This window comes from Microbacterium sp. MMO-56 (genome assembly GCF_037146215.1).
In the GTDB taxonomy this organism is placed as follows: domain Bacteria; phylum Actinomycetota; class Actinomycetes; order Actinomycetales; family Microbacteriaceae; genus Microbacterium.
On the sequence record NZ_JBBCVW010000006.1, the window covers coordinates 150,911 to 165,220 of the forward strand.

Annotated in this window: 12 protein-coding genes; 7 read left to right on the forward strand and 5 right to left on the reverse strand. The window is 72.2% G+C overall.

Annotated features, from left to right (window positions below; translation table 11 throughout):
• Positions 1-20 precede the first annotated feature (20 nt).
• Complete coding sequence (locus WFI00_RS07750) at positions 21-1,100, forward strand: VanZ family protein (protein ID WP_336631952.1); 1,080 nt, start codon at positions 21-23, stop codon at positions 1,098-1,100.
• On the opposite strand, the gene WFI00_RS07755 is transcribed toward WFI00_RS07750, so the two are convergent.
• The 4 genes from WFI00_RS07755 to WFI00_RS07770 form a co-directional block, all read right to left on the reverse strand.
• Positions 1,085-2,074, reverse strand: a complete 990-nt coding sequence (locus WFI00_RS07755; protein ID WP_336638478.1) for a hypothetical protein — start codon at positions 2,072-2,074, stop codon at positions 1,085-1,087. The genes WFI00_RS07750 and WFI00_RS07755 overlap by 16 nt on opposite strands.
• The gene (locus WFI00_RS07760; RefSeq protein ID WP_336633332.1) at positions 2,071-3,294 is read right to left on the reverse strand and encodes an amidohydrolase; all 1,224 of its coding nucleotides are present in this window, start codon (positions 3,292-3,294) and stop codon (positions 2,071-2,073) included. Before WFI00_RS07760 ends, WFI00_RS07755 begins: the two co-directional genes overlap by 4 nt.
• Positions 3,295-3,794: 500 nt before the next feature.
• Positions 3,795-5,087, reverse strand: a complete 1,293-nt coding sequence (locus WFI00_RS07765) for a LacI family DNA-binding transcriptional regulator (RefSeq protein ID WP_336633333.1) — start codon at positions 5,085-5,087, stop codon at positions 3,795-3,797.
• Positions 5,088-5,099: 12 nt separating this feature from the next.
• Positions 5,100-6,779 (reverse strand): glycoside hydrolase family 13 protein, encoded by a 1,680-nt coding sequence (locus tag WFI00_RS07770; RefSeq protein WP_336633334.1) that lies wholly within the window; start codon positions 6,777-6,779, stop codon positions 5,100-5,102.
• A 161-nt stretch (positions 6,780-6,940) separates the two neighbouring features.
• Between WFI00_RS07770 and WFI00_RS07775 the strand changes: the two genes are divergently transcribed.
• Positions 6,941-7,459, forward strand: coding sequence for an adenine phosphoribosyltransferase (locus tag WFI00_RS07775; protein ID WP_336633335.1), 519 nt, complete (start codon positions 6,941-6,943; stop codon positions 7,457-7,459).
• Between the two features lie 22 nt (positions 7,460-7,481).
• Here WFI00_RS07775 and WFI00_RS07780 read toward each other — a convergent pair whose 3' ends face one another.
• A complete protein-coding gene (locus tag WFI00_RS07780) occupies positions 7,482-8,546 on the reverse strand; it encodes a LacI family DNA-binding transcriptional regulator (protein ID WP_336633336.1) in 1,065 nt (354 codons plus the stop codon).
• Positions 8,547-8,693: 147 nt separating this feature from the next.
• Between WFI00_RS07780 and WFI00_RS07785 the strand changes: the two genes are divergently transcribed.
• Genes WFI00_RS07785 through gtfA form a run of 5 tightly spaced genes read left to right on the forward strand, consistent with a single transcriptional unit; the run spans position 8,694 to position 14,288 of the window.
• On the forward strand, positions 8,694-10,043 hold the full coding sequence (locus WFI00_RS07785) for an ABC transporter substrate-binding protein (protein WP_336633337.1): 1,350 nt from the start codon (positions 8,694-8,696) through the stop codon (positions 10,041-10,043).
• Between the two features lie 2 nt (positions 10,044-10,045).
• The gene (locus WFI00_RS07790) at positions 10,046-11,008 is read left to right on the forward strand and encodes a carbohydrate ABC transporter permease (protein ID WP_336633338.1); all 963 of its coding nucleotides are present in this window, start codon (positions 10,046-10,048) and stop codon (positions 11,006-11,008) included.
• Positions 11,008-11,832: a carbohydrate ABC transporter permease gene (locus WFI00_RS07795; protein ID WP_336633339.1), complete on the forward strand. Its 825-nt coding sequence runs from the start codon at positions 11,008-11,010 to the stop codon at positions 11,830-11,832. Before WFI00_RS07790 ends, WFI00_RS07795 begins: the two co-directional genes overlap by 1 nt.
• Entirely contained in the window at positions 11,829-12,776 is a 948-nt protein-coding gene (locus WFI00_RS07800) for an alpha/beta hydrolase fold domain-containing protein (RefSeq protein ID WP_336633340.1), read from the forward strand. The genes WFI00_RS07795 and WFI00_RS07800 overlap by 4 nt, the downstream gene beginning before the upstream one ends.
• A gap of 30 nt (positions 12,777-12,806) precedes the next feature.
• The gene (gtfA, locus tag WFI00_RS07805; protein ID WP_336633341.1) at positions 12,807-14,288 is read left to right on the forward strand and encodes a sucrose phosphorylase; all 1,482 of its coding nucleotides are present in this window, start codon (positions 12,807-12,809) and stop codon (positions 14,286-14,288) included.
• The last annotated feature ends 22 nt before the right edge of the window (positions 14,289-14,310 follow it).

Sequence of the window (14,310 nt, forward strand, 5' to 3'; positions counted from 1 at the left end):
GCGCCTGCGAGGATCGGAGCATGGGAAACGAGGTGTACTCGGCGGCCATCGCCATCGGCCTGGGCGCGCTCGTCGGCGTCGCCCTGTTCGTGCCCTTCGTGGCCGTGAGCTACCGGCGCCGCGGGGGCCTGACGTTCGGGCGGTTCGCGCTCTGGGCGGCGGCGCTCGTCTACTTCTGGGCCATCTGGACGTATACGCTCCTTCCCCTTCCCGACAGCGACTCTTTCGCCTGCGCGGGGGTCAACCTGAACCCGGCCGCGTTCATCGAGGACCTCCGCGGGGCGCGCAGCCTCACCGACTTCGCCGTGCTCCAGCTGGCGCTGAACGTGCTGCTGTTCGTCCCGCTCGGGTTCTTCCTGCGGGTGCTGGGCGGGCGCGGGGTCGTCACGGCCCTCCTGGTCGGCTTCGGCGTCTCGCTGACGGTCGAGACGACGCAGCTGACGGGGGTCTGGGGCGTGTACCCGTGCGCGTACCGCGTCTTCGACGTGGACGACTTGCTCACGAACACTCTCGGTGCGGTCCTCGGCTCGGTCGTCGCACTCCTGGTGCCCCGGCGCCTGCGGGGGAGCGCGGTGTCGGATGCCGCGGACCGGCCGCGTCCGGTCACGCGGGGGCGTCGAGTGCTCGCCATCGTGTGCGACGCCCTCGCCGCGTTCCTCGTCTCGGTCGTCGCGTCCGTGGGCGTGCAGCTGTGGCTCCAGTACGTCGTGCGCGATCGCGCCGCGGTCCTGGACGGGACGGCCGCTGCGGTGGCATCCGACATCGCACCGATCCTGGTGTGGCTCGTCCTCGTCCTCGCGACGGGGCGCTCGGTCGGCGATGTCGCCGTCCAGCTGCGCTACCGCGGCGGCCCGATCCCGGTGCCGGTCGCCCGGCTCCTGCGCTATCTGGGCGGACTCGGCGGATTCCTGCTACTGGGCGTCCTGCCCGGGGCGTGGTCGGGCCTGCAGATCCTCTTCGGTCTGGTCTCGGTCGTGCTGCTGTTCACGACAGGTGCGGGCCGGGGACTCCCCGGCATCCTCTCGGGCCAGGCGCTCACCGACGCCCGCGCCGACGAGGGCGCGGGCGTCTCACGGCGAGCCGCTCAGAGGTCCGAATAGCGGAAGTACAGGACGGCCGTGACGACCTTGCCGTCGGTGTCGGCGAACTCGCTGTACTGAGGCGCGCCCGCGGCGTTGGTGCGCGAACGGTCGAACACGAAGCGGATGGCCCCGACGTTCCCGCGCGGTATCTCCGCATCCGGACCGAGTGCACGCACGGCGTCGACCGACATGCCGATCGTGAGGCCGCGCTCGGCGACGATCTCGATGCCGCCGACCCGGTTGCGCGAGAACAGGGTGTAGGACGGCTGCGGATACTGATCCCGCGGCGTCCCGCCCGCCGACTCGATCATGTCGAAGAGCATGAAGCCGTCCCACTGATACACCGTGTAGTCGGGATAGTGCGACCCGTCGCCGGGCTCGACGCGCTGCGTCGGCTCGGCGCCGAAGGCCTTCGACAGGGCGGTGACCGCGGTCGCCGCGTCGTCGGTCCAGGCGTAGCGGAACACCGGAGCGCCGGTGTCGTCGACGAGGGAGAAGCCGGTCGCGGCGAACTCGAGCGACACCGGGACGCGGGCGGGCGTCTTGGTGGGGGTCGGCGTCGGCTGCGCGGTCGGCGCCTCGGACGTCGGGGGAGCGACCGGTGTCGCGTCGGAGGACGAGCCGCGGGTCAGCGCGAACGCGAGCGCCACCACGACCGCGACGAACAGCACGCCCGCGACGATCCCCAGGATCAGCGGGGTGCGCGAACGCTCTTCGGTGGGAGGCGCCGCGGGCGGTCCGGGCGGGGGAGCGGATGTCGCTGCGCCGGCGGGTGCGGCGGGCGTCGGGACCGGGGTCGTGCGAGCCTCGGGCTGCCGCGCGGCGCGACGCTCGCGGGGCGGCTTCGGGGGCTTGGTCGGCTTGGGCTCACGCGGGGGCTTCGGCGGCTTGGGTTCGCGGGGCTGTTTGGGCTGCCTGGGCTCCTTGGCGGGGCGTCCGTCGTCACCCGGATCGTCGCCCGCGCCCGGGCCGAAGAGGTCTTCCAGGCTCACGCGAGGAACTCCCTCGCGGCGACGACGAGCGCGTCGACACCGCGCTCGATCGTCGGGTGCAGGATCGGAGCGTAGTGCGCCGAGTGATTGGTGGGGATGTCCTCGTTGACGGTGCCGCGCGCGAACGCCTCGGCGAACGTCTTCGGGTCGGCCCCGCCCCAGAACCAGAACACGAGCGGCACACCCGCCTCGCGCGCGAACCACGAGACATCCTCGCTGCCGGTGAACATCCCGGGGTCGATCACCGTGCCCTCGCCGAAGGCGCGGTCCCACGCGGCGGTGAGTCGCGCCGTGGCATCCGCGTCGTTGATCGTCGGCGGGAGGGAGTGGTCGGTCGTGATCACCGGCTCCTGTTCCGCTCCGGATGCCTGGGCCTCCGCGCGGACGATCCGCTCGACGCGGGCGAGCACGTCGGCGCGCGCCGCGTCGTCGGGGTAGCGCAGGCTGAGCTCGAGCTTCGCCTCGGCGGGGATGATGTTGTTCTTGAGGCCGGCGTGGATCGATCCGACCGTGACGACCGCCATCTCGCGCGGGTCGATCTCGCGCGAGACGACCGTCTGCAGGCGCATGACCGTGGCCGCCGCCATGACGACGGGGTCGATCGTCGCGTGCGGTCGCGATCCGTGGCCGCCGCGCCCGAGGAGGCGCACCGTGAGTCCGTCGGAGGCCGCCATCTGCGTCCCGGGGCGTACCCCGATCGTGCCCGCCGGCAGCGGCGTCAGGTGCTGACCGAGGACGATGTCGGGCCGCGGGAACCGGTCCAGCACGCCGTCGGCGATCATCGCCTGCGACCCCGCGCCGTATTCCTCGGCGGGCTGGAAGACGGCGACGACGGTGCCGGACCACTCGTCCCGGGTCGCGACGAGGGTATCGAGAGCGCCGAGGAGCGCGGTGACGTGCATGTCGTGGCCGCACGCGTGCATGACCGGGACGTCGTTGCCGGCGGGATCGACACCCCGTGCCGTGCTCGCGTACGGGAGGCCGGTCAGCTCCTCGACGGGGAGGGCGTCCATGTCGGCGCGCAGCCACACCACGGGCCCATCCTCGCCCGCGGTGCCCGTGACGCTCGTCGCGACGCCGGTCCGGCCGATCCCTTCGACGTAGTCGAGTCCGAGGTCGGCGAGCACGCGCGTGATCACTCCCGCCGTGCGGGTCTCCTGGAAAGAGAGCTCCGGGTGGCGGTGCAGGTCGATGTAGAGGGCCTCGAGATCGATGCTCATGGCATCGAGCCTACGCGCCGTGCTCCGCGCGCGACCTTCGGGTCCCGCGCTGGCCCGCGTGTCCGCCTTTGGCCTTCGCGCTCCGGTGGGCCCCTGCGGCGCTGCCCCCGCCCGTGTTTCGGTCGCCTCATGAGTCCGGAACGGACGTGAGGCGAGTTTCGGGCGCCTGAGGGGACCGAAACTCAGGGACGGAGGTGCGACCCGGCGAGGTGGGCGAGGTGCGACCCGGCGAGGTGGGCGAGGTCCGGCGCGGCGAGGCGGGCGAGGTGCGACCCGGCGAGGTGGGCGAGGTGCGACGCGGGTGGGGTGCACAGCGGGTGGCGAGGCGCTCGAGTCCTGATGCGGGGGCATCCCGCCCGTGTTTCGGTCGCCTCGTGAGTCCGAAACGGACGTGAGACGAGATTCGGGCGCCTGTGGGGACCGAAACTCAGGGATGTGATGTGGGAGCAGGGCTCGGTGCGGATCGGCGGGGCGGTGGGTTCAGGGGCGGTGCGGTGGGTTCAGAGGCGGTGCGGTGGGGCGGAGCGGGGTGCGGCGGTGGTCCCCCGCGCGACGACCGCGAAGGGCAGGGACGCGGCGGATGCGGGACCGGTCCGGGATGCGGCGGATGCGCCCGAGAAGGTGTCGTCCGCGCCGACCTCGGCGAGGACGCCGACCTCGGCGAGGACGCCGACCTCGGCGAGGACGCCGACCTCGGCGAGGATCGCCTCGGCGGCTCGCTCGCCCTGAGCGTGGGGGAACTGATCGACCGTGGTGAGCTCGAACAGCCCGGCGAGGTCGTGGCCGTCCACCCCGATCACCGACAGGTCGTCGGGGATGCGGATGCCGAGCTCTCGCGCCTCCGCGAGGACGCCGAAGGCCATTTCGTCCGACGCGGCGAAGATCGCCGTCGGCGGGTCGGAGGATCGCCACAGCTCGCGCAGCGCGCGCCGACCGTCGTCGACGGTGAAGTCCGTGGCGACGAAGAGGGGGTCGACGACCCCGGCATCCGCCATCGCCGCCTCGAACCCGCGACGGCGGCGCGTCGGGATGTCGTACTCCGCGTCCCTCCGCGCGTCGCCGGACCCTGTCCCGCCGGACCCCGTCCCGCCGGACCCGACCCCCGGCTCCACTCCCGCCCCCGCCGCCTCCGGCCCGCCCTCCACGTCGCCCGCCCTCGCTGCCGCAAGGGCCGCCGTCGCCCCGGGGCGGCACGGGTCGACGACGCGCCCCGCCGGGTCGCTCCCGGGATCCGTCCCGACGCTCTGGCCGAGATGGGCGATGCGGCGGTGGCCCAGGTCGAGCAGGTGCTGTGCCGCAGCGCGACCGACCGCGGTGTCGTCGACGCGCAGTGTGGTCAGGCCCCCGCGGGGCAGGCCGAGTCCGAGGACGGGACGCCCCAGCTCGCCCAGTTGCGCGACCTCGTCGTCCGAGAGGGCGACCGACAGGACGATCACGCCGTCGACCCGGCCGCGCCGCAGCGAGGTCGAGAACAGCCGGCGGCGCTGGTCGCGGTCATCGGTGAGGTTGTACAGCGTGAGGTCGTAGCCCTGGCCGGCCAGTCGCGTCGCGATTCCGTCGAGCACGGTCGCGAAGAACCACCGGTCCATGAGCGGTACGACGACGCCGATGTTCTCGGCCCGCCCCGAGGCGAGCGACGCGGCGCTCGCCGAGGCGACGTAGCCGAGGTCGGATGCGATGGTCCGCACCCGCTCGCGCGTCGCCTCCGACGTGCGCCCGCGCCCGCTGAGCGCCCGCGACACCGTGGCCGTGGAGACCCCGGCGGCGCGGGCGACGTCCTCGAGGCTCGCCACGTCAGCGTCCGATCACTCCGCGCGCAGCCACACCGCGGTGTCCGCCGGGAGCTCCGTGCCCGCGAAGGGCTCGCTGGCGGCGAGGATGGTCCCCGCGGGAAGGTCCACCGGCTCGGTGCCGAGGTTCGCGATCACCACGACCTCGCCGTTGCGGAACGCCAGGACCCCCGCGCCGAAGCCGTCGAGCCACTCGAGCGATCCCGCGCCCAGCCCCTCGGCGCGTCGCGTCGCGAGGAGTGTGCGGTAGAGCCAGAGCGTCGACTCGGGGTCGGCCTCCTGCACGTCGCGGGCGAGGGCCGCCCACTCGTCTGGCTGGGGCAGCCACGAGGCATCCGTCGGCCCGAAGCCGTACGACGGGGCATCCGCCGACCAGGGGATCGGCACCCGGCATCCGTCGCGGCCGTAGCGCTCACCCGCCGTGCGGAACCACGTCGGGTCCTGTCGCACGTCGCCGGGGAGGTCGATGACCTCGGGCAGGCCGAGCTCTTCGCCCTGGTAGAGGTAGGCCGACCCGGGCAGAGCGAGCATCAGCGTCGTCGCGGCCCGGGCGCGGCGCAGCCCGGTCTCGGGGATCGGCTGACCGGGGGAGTCCGGTCCGATGCCGTGCCCCTGCGGGTTCTCGGCGGTCAGGGCCAGCCTCGACGCGTGGCGCACGACGTCATGGTTCGACAGCACCCAGGTCGCCGGGGCGCCCACCGCCGGGAACGCGCGCAGCGACTCGGAGATCACCTCGCGGATCGCGGCGGCATCCCACTCCGTCGTCAGGTACGGGAAGTTGAAGGCCTGATGCATCTCGTCGGGGCGCACCCACTCCGCGGTGCGGTCGACGGTCGGCAGCCACGCCTCGGCGCACAGGGCGCGGTCGCCGTCGTACTCAGCGAGCACACGGTGCCAGTCGCGGTAGATCTCGTGCACGCCCTCCTGACCCCAGTAGGGAGCCTCGTCCTGGCCGCCCATGCTGTCGCCGTCGACCGGCGGCAGATGGTCGGGCAGGCCGTCCGTCTTGACGAGGCCGTGGGCGACGTCGACGCGGAAGCCGTCCACGCCCCGGTCGAGCCAGAACCGCAGGATGCCGCGGAAGGACTCCTGCACCTCGGGGTTCGACCAGTCGAAGTCGGGCTGGGACGTGTCGAACAGGTGCAGGTACCACTGCCCGGGAGTGCCGTCCGGTTCGGTGACGCGGGTCCACGCCGGGCCGCCGAAGACCGACTCCCAGTTGTTCGGGGGCAGCTCGCCGTGCTCGCCGCGGCCCTCGCGGAAGAGATAGCGCGCGCGGGCTGCGCTGCCGGGGGCGGCCGCGAGCGCCTCGTGGAACCAGACATGCCGATCGGAGCTGTGGTTGGGCACCAGGTCGACGATCACCCGGATGCCGCGCGCGTGGGCCGCGTCGAGCATGGTGTCGAAGTCGGCGAGGGTGCCGAACAGGGGATCCACGTCGCAGTAGTCGGCGACGTCGTAGCCGGCGTCCTTCTGCGGGGAGGGGTAGAACGGGCTCAGCCACACGGCGTCCACGCCGAGCGACTGGATGTCGTCGAGGTGCGCGGTCACGCCGGGCAGGTCGCCGATGCCGTCGCCGGAGGCGTCGGCGAACGAGCGCGGGTAGATCTGGTAGATCACGGCGGTACGCCACCATTCGGCGCCCGGTCGGCTGTCGGCGAGGTCGGTGAGCGGGGAGGTCAGCTGCGACGTCATGCGACCAGTGTAAGCGCTTGCGCACGGTCCGGGGTAGCCCGCGGCGGGGCACAACTCCGGAGACTCGGAGACGGGGCGCGCCAATCGGGGGTGTGGGGGCAGGGAGGGGCGGAAGTTCCGGAGTTGTGAACGGGGCGGCGGGCGGCGCGTAGCCTGGGGCGGTGACCTCCGAGGCCCTGGTGCGTGCCGAGTCGCTGATTGCGACGATCCCCGACTTCCCCGAACCCGGGATCCTGTTCCGCGACATCTCGCCGCTGCTCGCCGATCCTGCCGCCCTGCGCGCCGTCGTCGACGCGGTCATCGAGCCGTTCGCCGACGGGTTCGACGTCGTCGCCGGTGTCGAGGCGCGGGGATTCCTGCTCGCCGGGGCGGTCGCCATCGCCGCCGGGGTCGGGATGGCGCCGATCCGCAAGGCCGGCAAGCTGCCCCGACCGGCGGCTTCCGTCGACTACGCGCTCGAGTACGGGACGGCGTCGATCGAGATGAGCGACGACCTGGCGCGCGGGACGCGGGTGCTCCTCGTCGACGACATCCTCGCGACGGGCGGCACGCTGCGCGCCGGCCAGGGGCTGCTGGGGGAGCTCGGCCTCGTCCTGGCCGGGACCGCCGTGATCATGGAGCTCGACGGCCTGGGCGGCCAGGCCGCGTGCGGCCCGGTCCACTCGATCTTCCGCGTCTAGGTCCGTCCGGCGACTTCCGCCTCTAGGCCCGCTCGGCGACCGACTCCCTCAGCCGGAGCGGCAGAGGCAGCAGGTGCCGCGCACCCGCGGGAGGGCTCTCGGGCTCGGAGTCCGGGCCGCGCTCGACGAGGTCGATGAGCTCGTCGGTGGCGCGCCGGCCCAGCGCCCGCTGCGGGAAGGCGAACGTCGTGAGCGCCGGCCGCAGCCATCGGGCGAACGGCGTGTCGTCGAACGACACCACGGAGACGTCGTCGGGGATCCGCAGCCCCGCCTCCTGAAGGGCCTGGTACGCGCCCATGGCGAGCCGGTCGTTGAAGCACAGCAGCGCGTCGACCGGCCGGCGTGCCGCGAGCAGGCTGGAGGTGAGGCGGAATCCCTCCGGCGGCAGCCACTGCGCCGCGGAGCCTGCCGACGACACCGCGAGCCCGGCGTCGTCGAGGACGGACAGCACGCCGCGCAGCCGCTGCTCGGCGGCGAGGGCGAACGGATGCGCGTGGGCGGGGTCGGCGCCCACACCGACGAGGTGGATGCGGCGATGCCCGGTCTCCACGAGCAGACGCGCGGCGTCCTGCCCCGCGCGGAATTCGTCGGGCAGCACACGCACGAGCTGGTCGTCGCCGAGGGGTTCGATGTTCAGCAGCACCGTCGGCATGCGCGCGGCGGCGTCGGGCAGCGATCGGGCGTGGGTGAGCATCGTCGCCAGTACGACGCCGTCCACCTGCCGGTCGGACATCGCGTCGAGGAGGTCGCGTTCGAGCTGGGCGTCCCCTCCGGTCTCACCGACGAAGACCATGTAGCCGCGCGCACGCGCCGCCTCGATCGACCCGCGGATCATCTCGCCCGCCAGCTGCGAAGACGCCACCGAGTCCGACACGAAGCCGAGGGTGCGGGTGCTGCCGGTGCGCAGCCCCGCCGACACGGCGTTGGGCCGGTACCCGAGCCGCCGCGCCGCCTCCCGCACCCGCTCCTGCGCCGTGACCGAGATGCGCAGCGCGTCGGCGCGGCCCGCGAGTACGAGCGACGCCGTGGACGCGGCGACCCCCGCCTCCTGGGCCACCTGAGACAGTGTCACTCGCTTGCGCACCATGCGTTCCTCCCCGGTCGATCCTCGGCCGCTCCGCGGTGAGGGGTTGCGAGCATCGATCTCTGCTAGTACGTTTTAGCACGCGAGCTGAATCGGTATAGCAGCAATCCCCTCCTCGCACCGAGAAACTGCATGGAAAGGCAGACAAAGATGTCGAACACGAAGCGCATGCGCGGCTGGGCGGCCCTCGCCACGACCGCCACCGCCGCACTGGCCCTCGCCGCCTGTGCCCCTCCCGGAGCGGACACCTCCGGATCCGCGGCCCCCACGGGCGATGTCGCCCTCACGTGCGGATCCGATCCGGTCACCCTGAGCGCCTACGTCGAGACCGGCTTCCCGATGTTCAACGACCTGACGGCGGAGTTCACGAAGCAGTTCCCCAACGTGACGTTCGACACCCGTGAGGACCAGTTCGCGGTGATCACGCAGAACGCTCCGCGCGTGCTCGTCGACTCGCCGCCGGACATCATGCGCCTGCCCACGATCGTGGACCTCGTCACCGACAAGCTGCTCTACAACCTCGACGCGTACGCCGAGGGGTACGGGTGGGACTCCTGGCCCTCGTCGCAGCTCGAGCAGCTGCGCGTCAACGACCAGGGCCAGCGCGGCGACGGCTCGCTGTACGCCATGGGCACCAACTACTCGGTGACGGGCGTCTTCTACAACAAGAAGCTGGCCGCGCAGATCGGCATGACCGCGGCACCGAAGACGCTCGACGAGTTCGACGGCTACCTGAAGAAGGCCAAGGAGGCCGGCATCACGCCCATCGCGCAGTTCAACGGCGGCGCGACCGGCGGTCTCGCCTTCCCGCTGCAGGCGCTCATGGCCAGCTACGGCGAGCCCTCGAAGATCAACGACTGGATCTTCCTCAAGGACGGCGCGACGATCGACACCCCGGAGAACGTCAAGGCCGCCGAGCACCTGAACTCGTGGATCACGGCCGGATACTTCGCCGACGACGCCAACTCGATGGACTACTCGCAGATGATCAGCCGGTTCACCGGCGGCCAGAGCCTGTTCATCTTCGACGGCGACTGGGAGTCCGGCAACTTCGACACCCAGATGCCCGGCGACGTGGGCTTCTTCCTGGCGCCTCCGGTGACCGCCGGCGGTCAGATCGGCGCGATGTCCGCCCCGCTGACCTACGGTGTGTCCGCGAAGGCGGCGCACCCCGACTGCGCGGCGTTCTTCTTCAACTGGGTGGCCACCAACGACCAGGCGCGCACGATCGCGGTGGAGAAGGGCGGCTCGCACCCCATGGGACCGGCCGACGCGTTCATGCCCGCCGTCGCGGAGGGCTCCGTCACGGCGGAGACGCTCGCCGCCGGCGCCGAGCTCTCGCAGAACAACGGATCGATGGACTTCATCGCCAACGCGACCGGATCCATCTACGCGAAGAGCCTCACCCCGAACCTGCAGGAGCTGTTCGCGGGCAAGCAGACCCCGGCGGGCCTGCTCACCCAGGTGCAGGCCGACTACCTGAGCAGCAAGAAGGGCTGACCATGAGCACGTCCACGCAGCCCGGGGCGACCCGGGCTGCGCAGGACCGTGCGGCCGCCCCGGCCCGCGGCCATCGCACACGACGTGTGCGGTGGTCGCGGGAGGCGGTCATCGGTCTTGCGCTGATCGCCCCGGCCTTCCTCTTCTACGCGCTGTTCGTGCTGGTCCCGCTGGCCTCGACGGTGCAGTACTCGTTCTACGACTGGAACGGCGTCACGACCGCGACGTGGGCGGGTCTCGACAACTACGTGCGCATCTTCACGGATGCCCAGCTGCTCGGCCCCATCGTCAACGCGCTCACGCTCATCCTCTACTTCTCGATCATCCCGGTGACGGTGGGGCTCGTCGCGGCGGCCCTCATCCGCAAGCTGGGCGGCAGCCGGCTCGCCTCCGTCTCGCGCACCGTGCTGTTCCTCCCGCAGGTCATCCCGCTCGTGGCCGCGGGCATCATGTGGACGTGGCTGCTCGCGGCCGACGGCGCGATCAACCAGTTCCTCACCGCGATCGGGCTCGGCGGGATCACCCGCGCCTGGCTCGGCGACTTCGACACGGCTCTTCCCGCCGTCGGCGTGATCGGCGCGTGGGTCTCGCTCGGCCTGTGCATGCTCCTGCTGCTCGCGGGCATGACCAAGATCGATCCCGCGCTGTACGAGGCCGTCCGCATCGACGGAGCGGGCCCGGTCCGCGAGTTCTTCACGGTCACTCTGCCCGCCGTCCGGCAGGAGCTCGGCGTCGCGGTGCTGATCACCGTGATCGGGGCCCTCCGCAGCTTCGACATCATCTACATCTCCACGCAGGGCGGCCCCGGTCGCAGCACCATGGTCCCCGGCCTCGAGATCTACTACCTCGCCTTCTTCGAACGCCAGGTCGGGCAGGCGTCGGCGCTCGCCGTCGTGCTCACGGTGCTCGTGCTCGTCGTCGTGCTGCCGCTCAACAAGCTCACCCGCGGAAAGGACGAGAGCTGATGAAGACCTCCGTCGTCGAGGTGTGGTCCGGCCGCCTCCTGCTCGTCGTGGTGATGGCGTTGACGATCATCCCGTTCATCTCCCTGTTCGTGACCGCGCTGCACGCTCCGGGCACCTATCCCGCCGGGCTGTCGTGGCCCGAGGAACCGCACTGGGACAACTTCGCGCTCGCGTTCCAGTCCGCCGACATGCTGAAGATGCTGGGCTCGAGCATCCTGATCGAACTCGGCGTCGTCCCGGTGAGCCTGCTGGTGGCGACCCTCGCGGGGTTCGCGCTCGGTCACCTGAAGGTGCCGTTCTCCCGCACGCTGTTCGTCGTGTTCGTGCTCGGGCTCACCCTGCCGATCGAGGGCATCATCGTCCCGATCTACTACCAGATCCGCGGCTACGGACTGCTCAACACCCAGTGGGCCATCGTGCTGCCCCTCATCGGCCTGTTCATGCCGTTCGCCGTGATGTGGATGCGGGCCCACTTCGTGAACATGCCGCACGAGCTGACCGAGGCCGCGCGCACCGACGGCGCGAGCACGTGGCAGCTGTTCTGGCGGATCCACGTGCCGCTGTCGGGGCCGGCGATCTCGTCGCTCGCGATCCTGCTGTTCCTGTGGACGTGGAACCAGTTCCTCCTCGCGATCGTGCTCGTCGACGATCCGACCAAGCGCACGATGGCCGGAGCGCTCGGCGCCTTCCAGGGCCAGTGGGGCACCGACATCCCGCTGCTGTGCGCGGGGTCGATCCTCATCCTCCTGCCCACGCTGATCGTGTTCCTGGTGTTCCAGCGGCAGTTCGTCGCGGCGCTGCTCCAGGGCGCGGTGAAGGGATGAGCCCGATCCCGAGGCCGCCGCTGGACCCGGGGGTGGCGCGCGCCCTCGTCGACCTCGACGACATCGTCGTGTCGATCACCGCCGACGACGTGCCGCGGCTGCGGGAGAGCGCGCCCGCGCTGTCCGCGGCGGAACTGACGCGGCACGGGGCGTTCGCGCGCAGCACGCACACCGTCGCTGCGGCGACGGGTCCGGTGCGCGTCGTCGTCGCGGTGCCCGCCGACGCGCGTCGCCCGGTACCGGTCCTGCTGCATCTGCACGGCGGCGGGCTCGTGTCCGGTACCGCCGACTCCGAGATGCCCGCGGTGACCGAGCTCGCCGACCGGGTGGGGTGCGCCGTCGCGTCCGTCGAGTACCGGCTCGCCCCCGAGCATCCCTATCCCGCCGCGCTCGACGACGCGATGGCGGCGCTGCGGTGGGTGGCCGGCCCGGACGCCCCGCCGCAGCTGGACCCCGAGCGTATCGTGCTCACCGGGGTGAGCGCCGGCGCGGGCCTCGCCGCGGCGCTCGCGCTGTACGCCCGCGATCACGGCGGCCCGCGGGCGGCCGGGATGCTGCTGCAGGCGCCCATGCTCGATCATCGCTCGTCGTCGTGGTCGGCGATCCAGATGGCGGGCCACGGCTCGTGGGACCGCACCGCGAACGAGGTGGCGTGGGCCGCCTACCTGGGCGACGGCACGGCCGGCGCCTACGCGTCCCCCGCCCTCGCGGAGGACCTGAGCGGCCTGCCGCCCGCGTTCATCGACGTCGGCTCCGCCGAGACGTTCCGCGACGAGTGCGTGGCCTTCGCTGAGGCGCTATGGCGCGCCGGCGGCGACGCCGAACTGCACGTCTGGCTCGGCGGAACGCACGCCTTCGACCTCATGGCCCCCTGGCTCGCGCTCTCCCGCGACGCACAGCGCGCACGGCGCGCCTGGCTGCGCCGCGTCCTCCGCCGCGCCTGACCTTCCCCCACCCGAAAGAGAGACCCCGTCATGAACGGCACGCCCCCGCAGCTGATCACCTACGTCGACCGCCTCGCCGGAACCGTCCCCGGCGTGCGCGAGATGCTCGACGGCGCGCTGGCGGGGATGTTCGGCGGAGTACACCTGCTGCCGTACTTCACCCCGTTCGACGGCGTCGACGCCGGCTTCGACCCGCGCGATCACACGAGCATCGACCCGCGGCTGGGGACCTGGGACGACGTGCGCGCGCTCAGCGGCGACGCGGTCGTCATGAGCGACGTCATCGTCAACCACGTGTCGGCGGACTCGGATGCCTTCCAGGACGTGCGCCGCCGCGGCGACGCCTCGCCGTCGGCCCCGATGTTCCTGACGATGGACGCGGTGTTCCCCGACGGCGCGCGCGAGGACGACCTCGCCCGCATCTACCGCCCGCGGCCGGGGCTCCCGTTCACGGTGATGGAGCTGGGCGGACGGAAGCGGCTCGTCTGGACGACCTTCACCGCCGACCAGGTCGACATCGACCTGCGCACCGAGGCGGCGTGGGACTACCTGACCTCCGTCGTCGACGCGCTCGCCGCCGCGGGCGTCACGATGCTGCGGCTCGACGCCGTCGGCTACACGGGCAAGGAGGCAGGCACGGACTGCTTCATGACGGCCGCCACCGACCGGTACACCCGGCGCATCCTCGAGATGGCGCACGCACGCGGCATGCGGGTGCTGCTGGAGGTGCACGGGCACTTCACGCAGCAGATCGACATCGCCGGCCGCGTCGACTACGTCTACGACTTCGCGCTGCCGCCGCTCGTGCTGCACGCCCTGCACGCGCGCGATCTGCGCCCCTTGGCGCAGTGGCTCCGTGTCCGACCCGCGAACACGATCACGGTGCTCGACACGCACGACGGCATCGGCATCGTCGACGTGGGGGAGAGCGACCTCAAGCCCGGCGTGCCGGGGCTGCTCGCGCCGGCGCAGATCGACGCCCTCGTCGAGTCCATCCACGAGGCCAGCGGCGGCACGAGCCGGCTCGCGACGGGCGCGGCCGCGTCGAACCTCGACCTGTACCAGGTGAACTGCACCTACTACGACGCCGTCGGCGCCGACGACCGCGCCTACCTGCTGGCACGGCTGATCCAGCTGATGGTGCCGGGCATCCCGCAGGTGTACTACGTGGGGCTGTTCGCCGGGCGCAACGACCTCGACCTGCTGGCGGCGACCGGTGTCGGTCGCGACGTGAACCGCCACCACTACACGCCCGACGAGATCGCCGCGGAGCTCGAGCGCCCCGTCGTGCGCGCGCTCGGCGACCTGCTGCGCCTGCGTGCTGCGAACCCGGCCTTCGACGGCGTGTTCACCGCCGATCTGGCCGACACGAGCGGGGTGCTCCGGTGGGATGCGGGGGCCCACCGCGTCGAGGTCGTGTTCGACGTCGCGGATCGCACGTTCACCCTGACCGTGTCCGATCCGGAGGGCACGCGCACACGGAGCGTCGAGGACCTGCTCGCGGGGGCGTGATCCCGTGCGGAGCACGATGGGA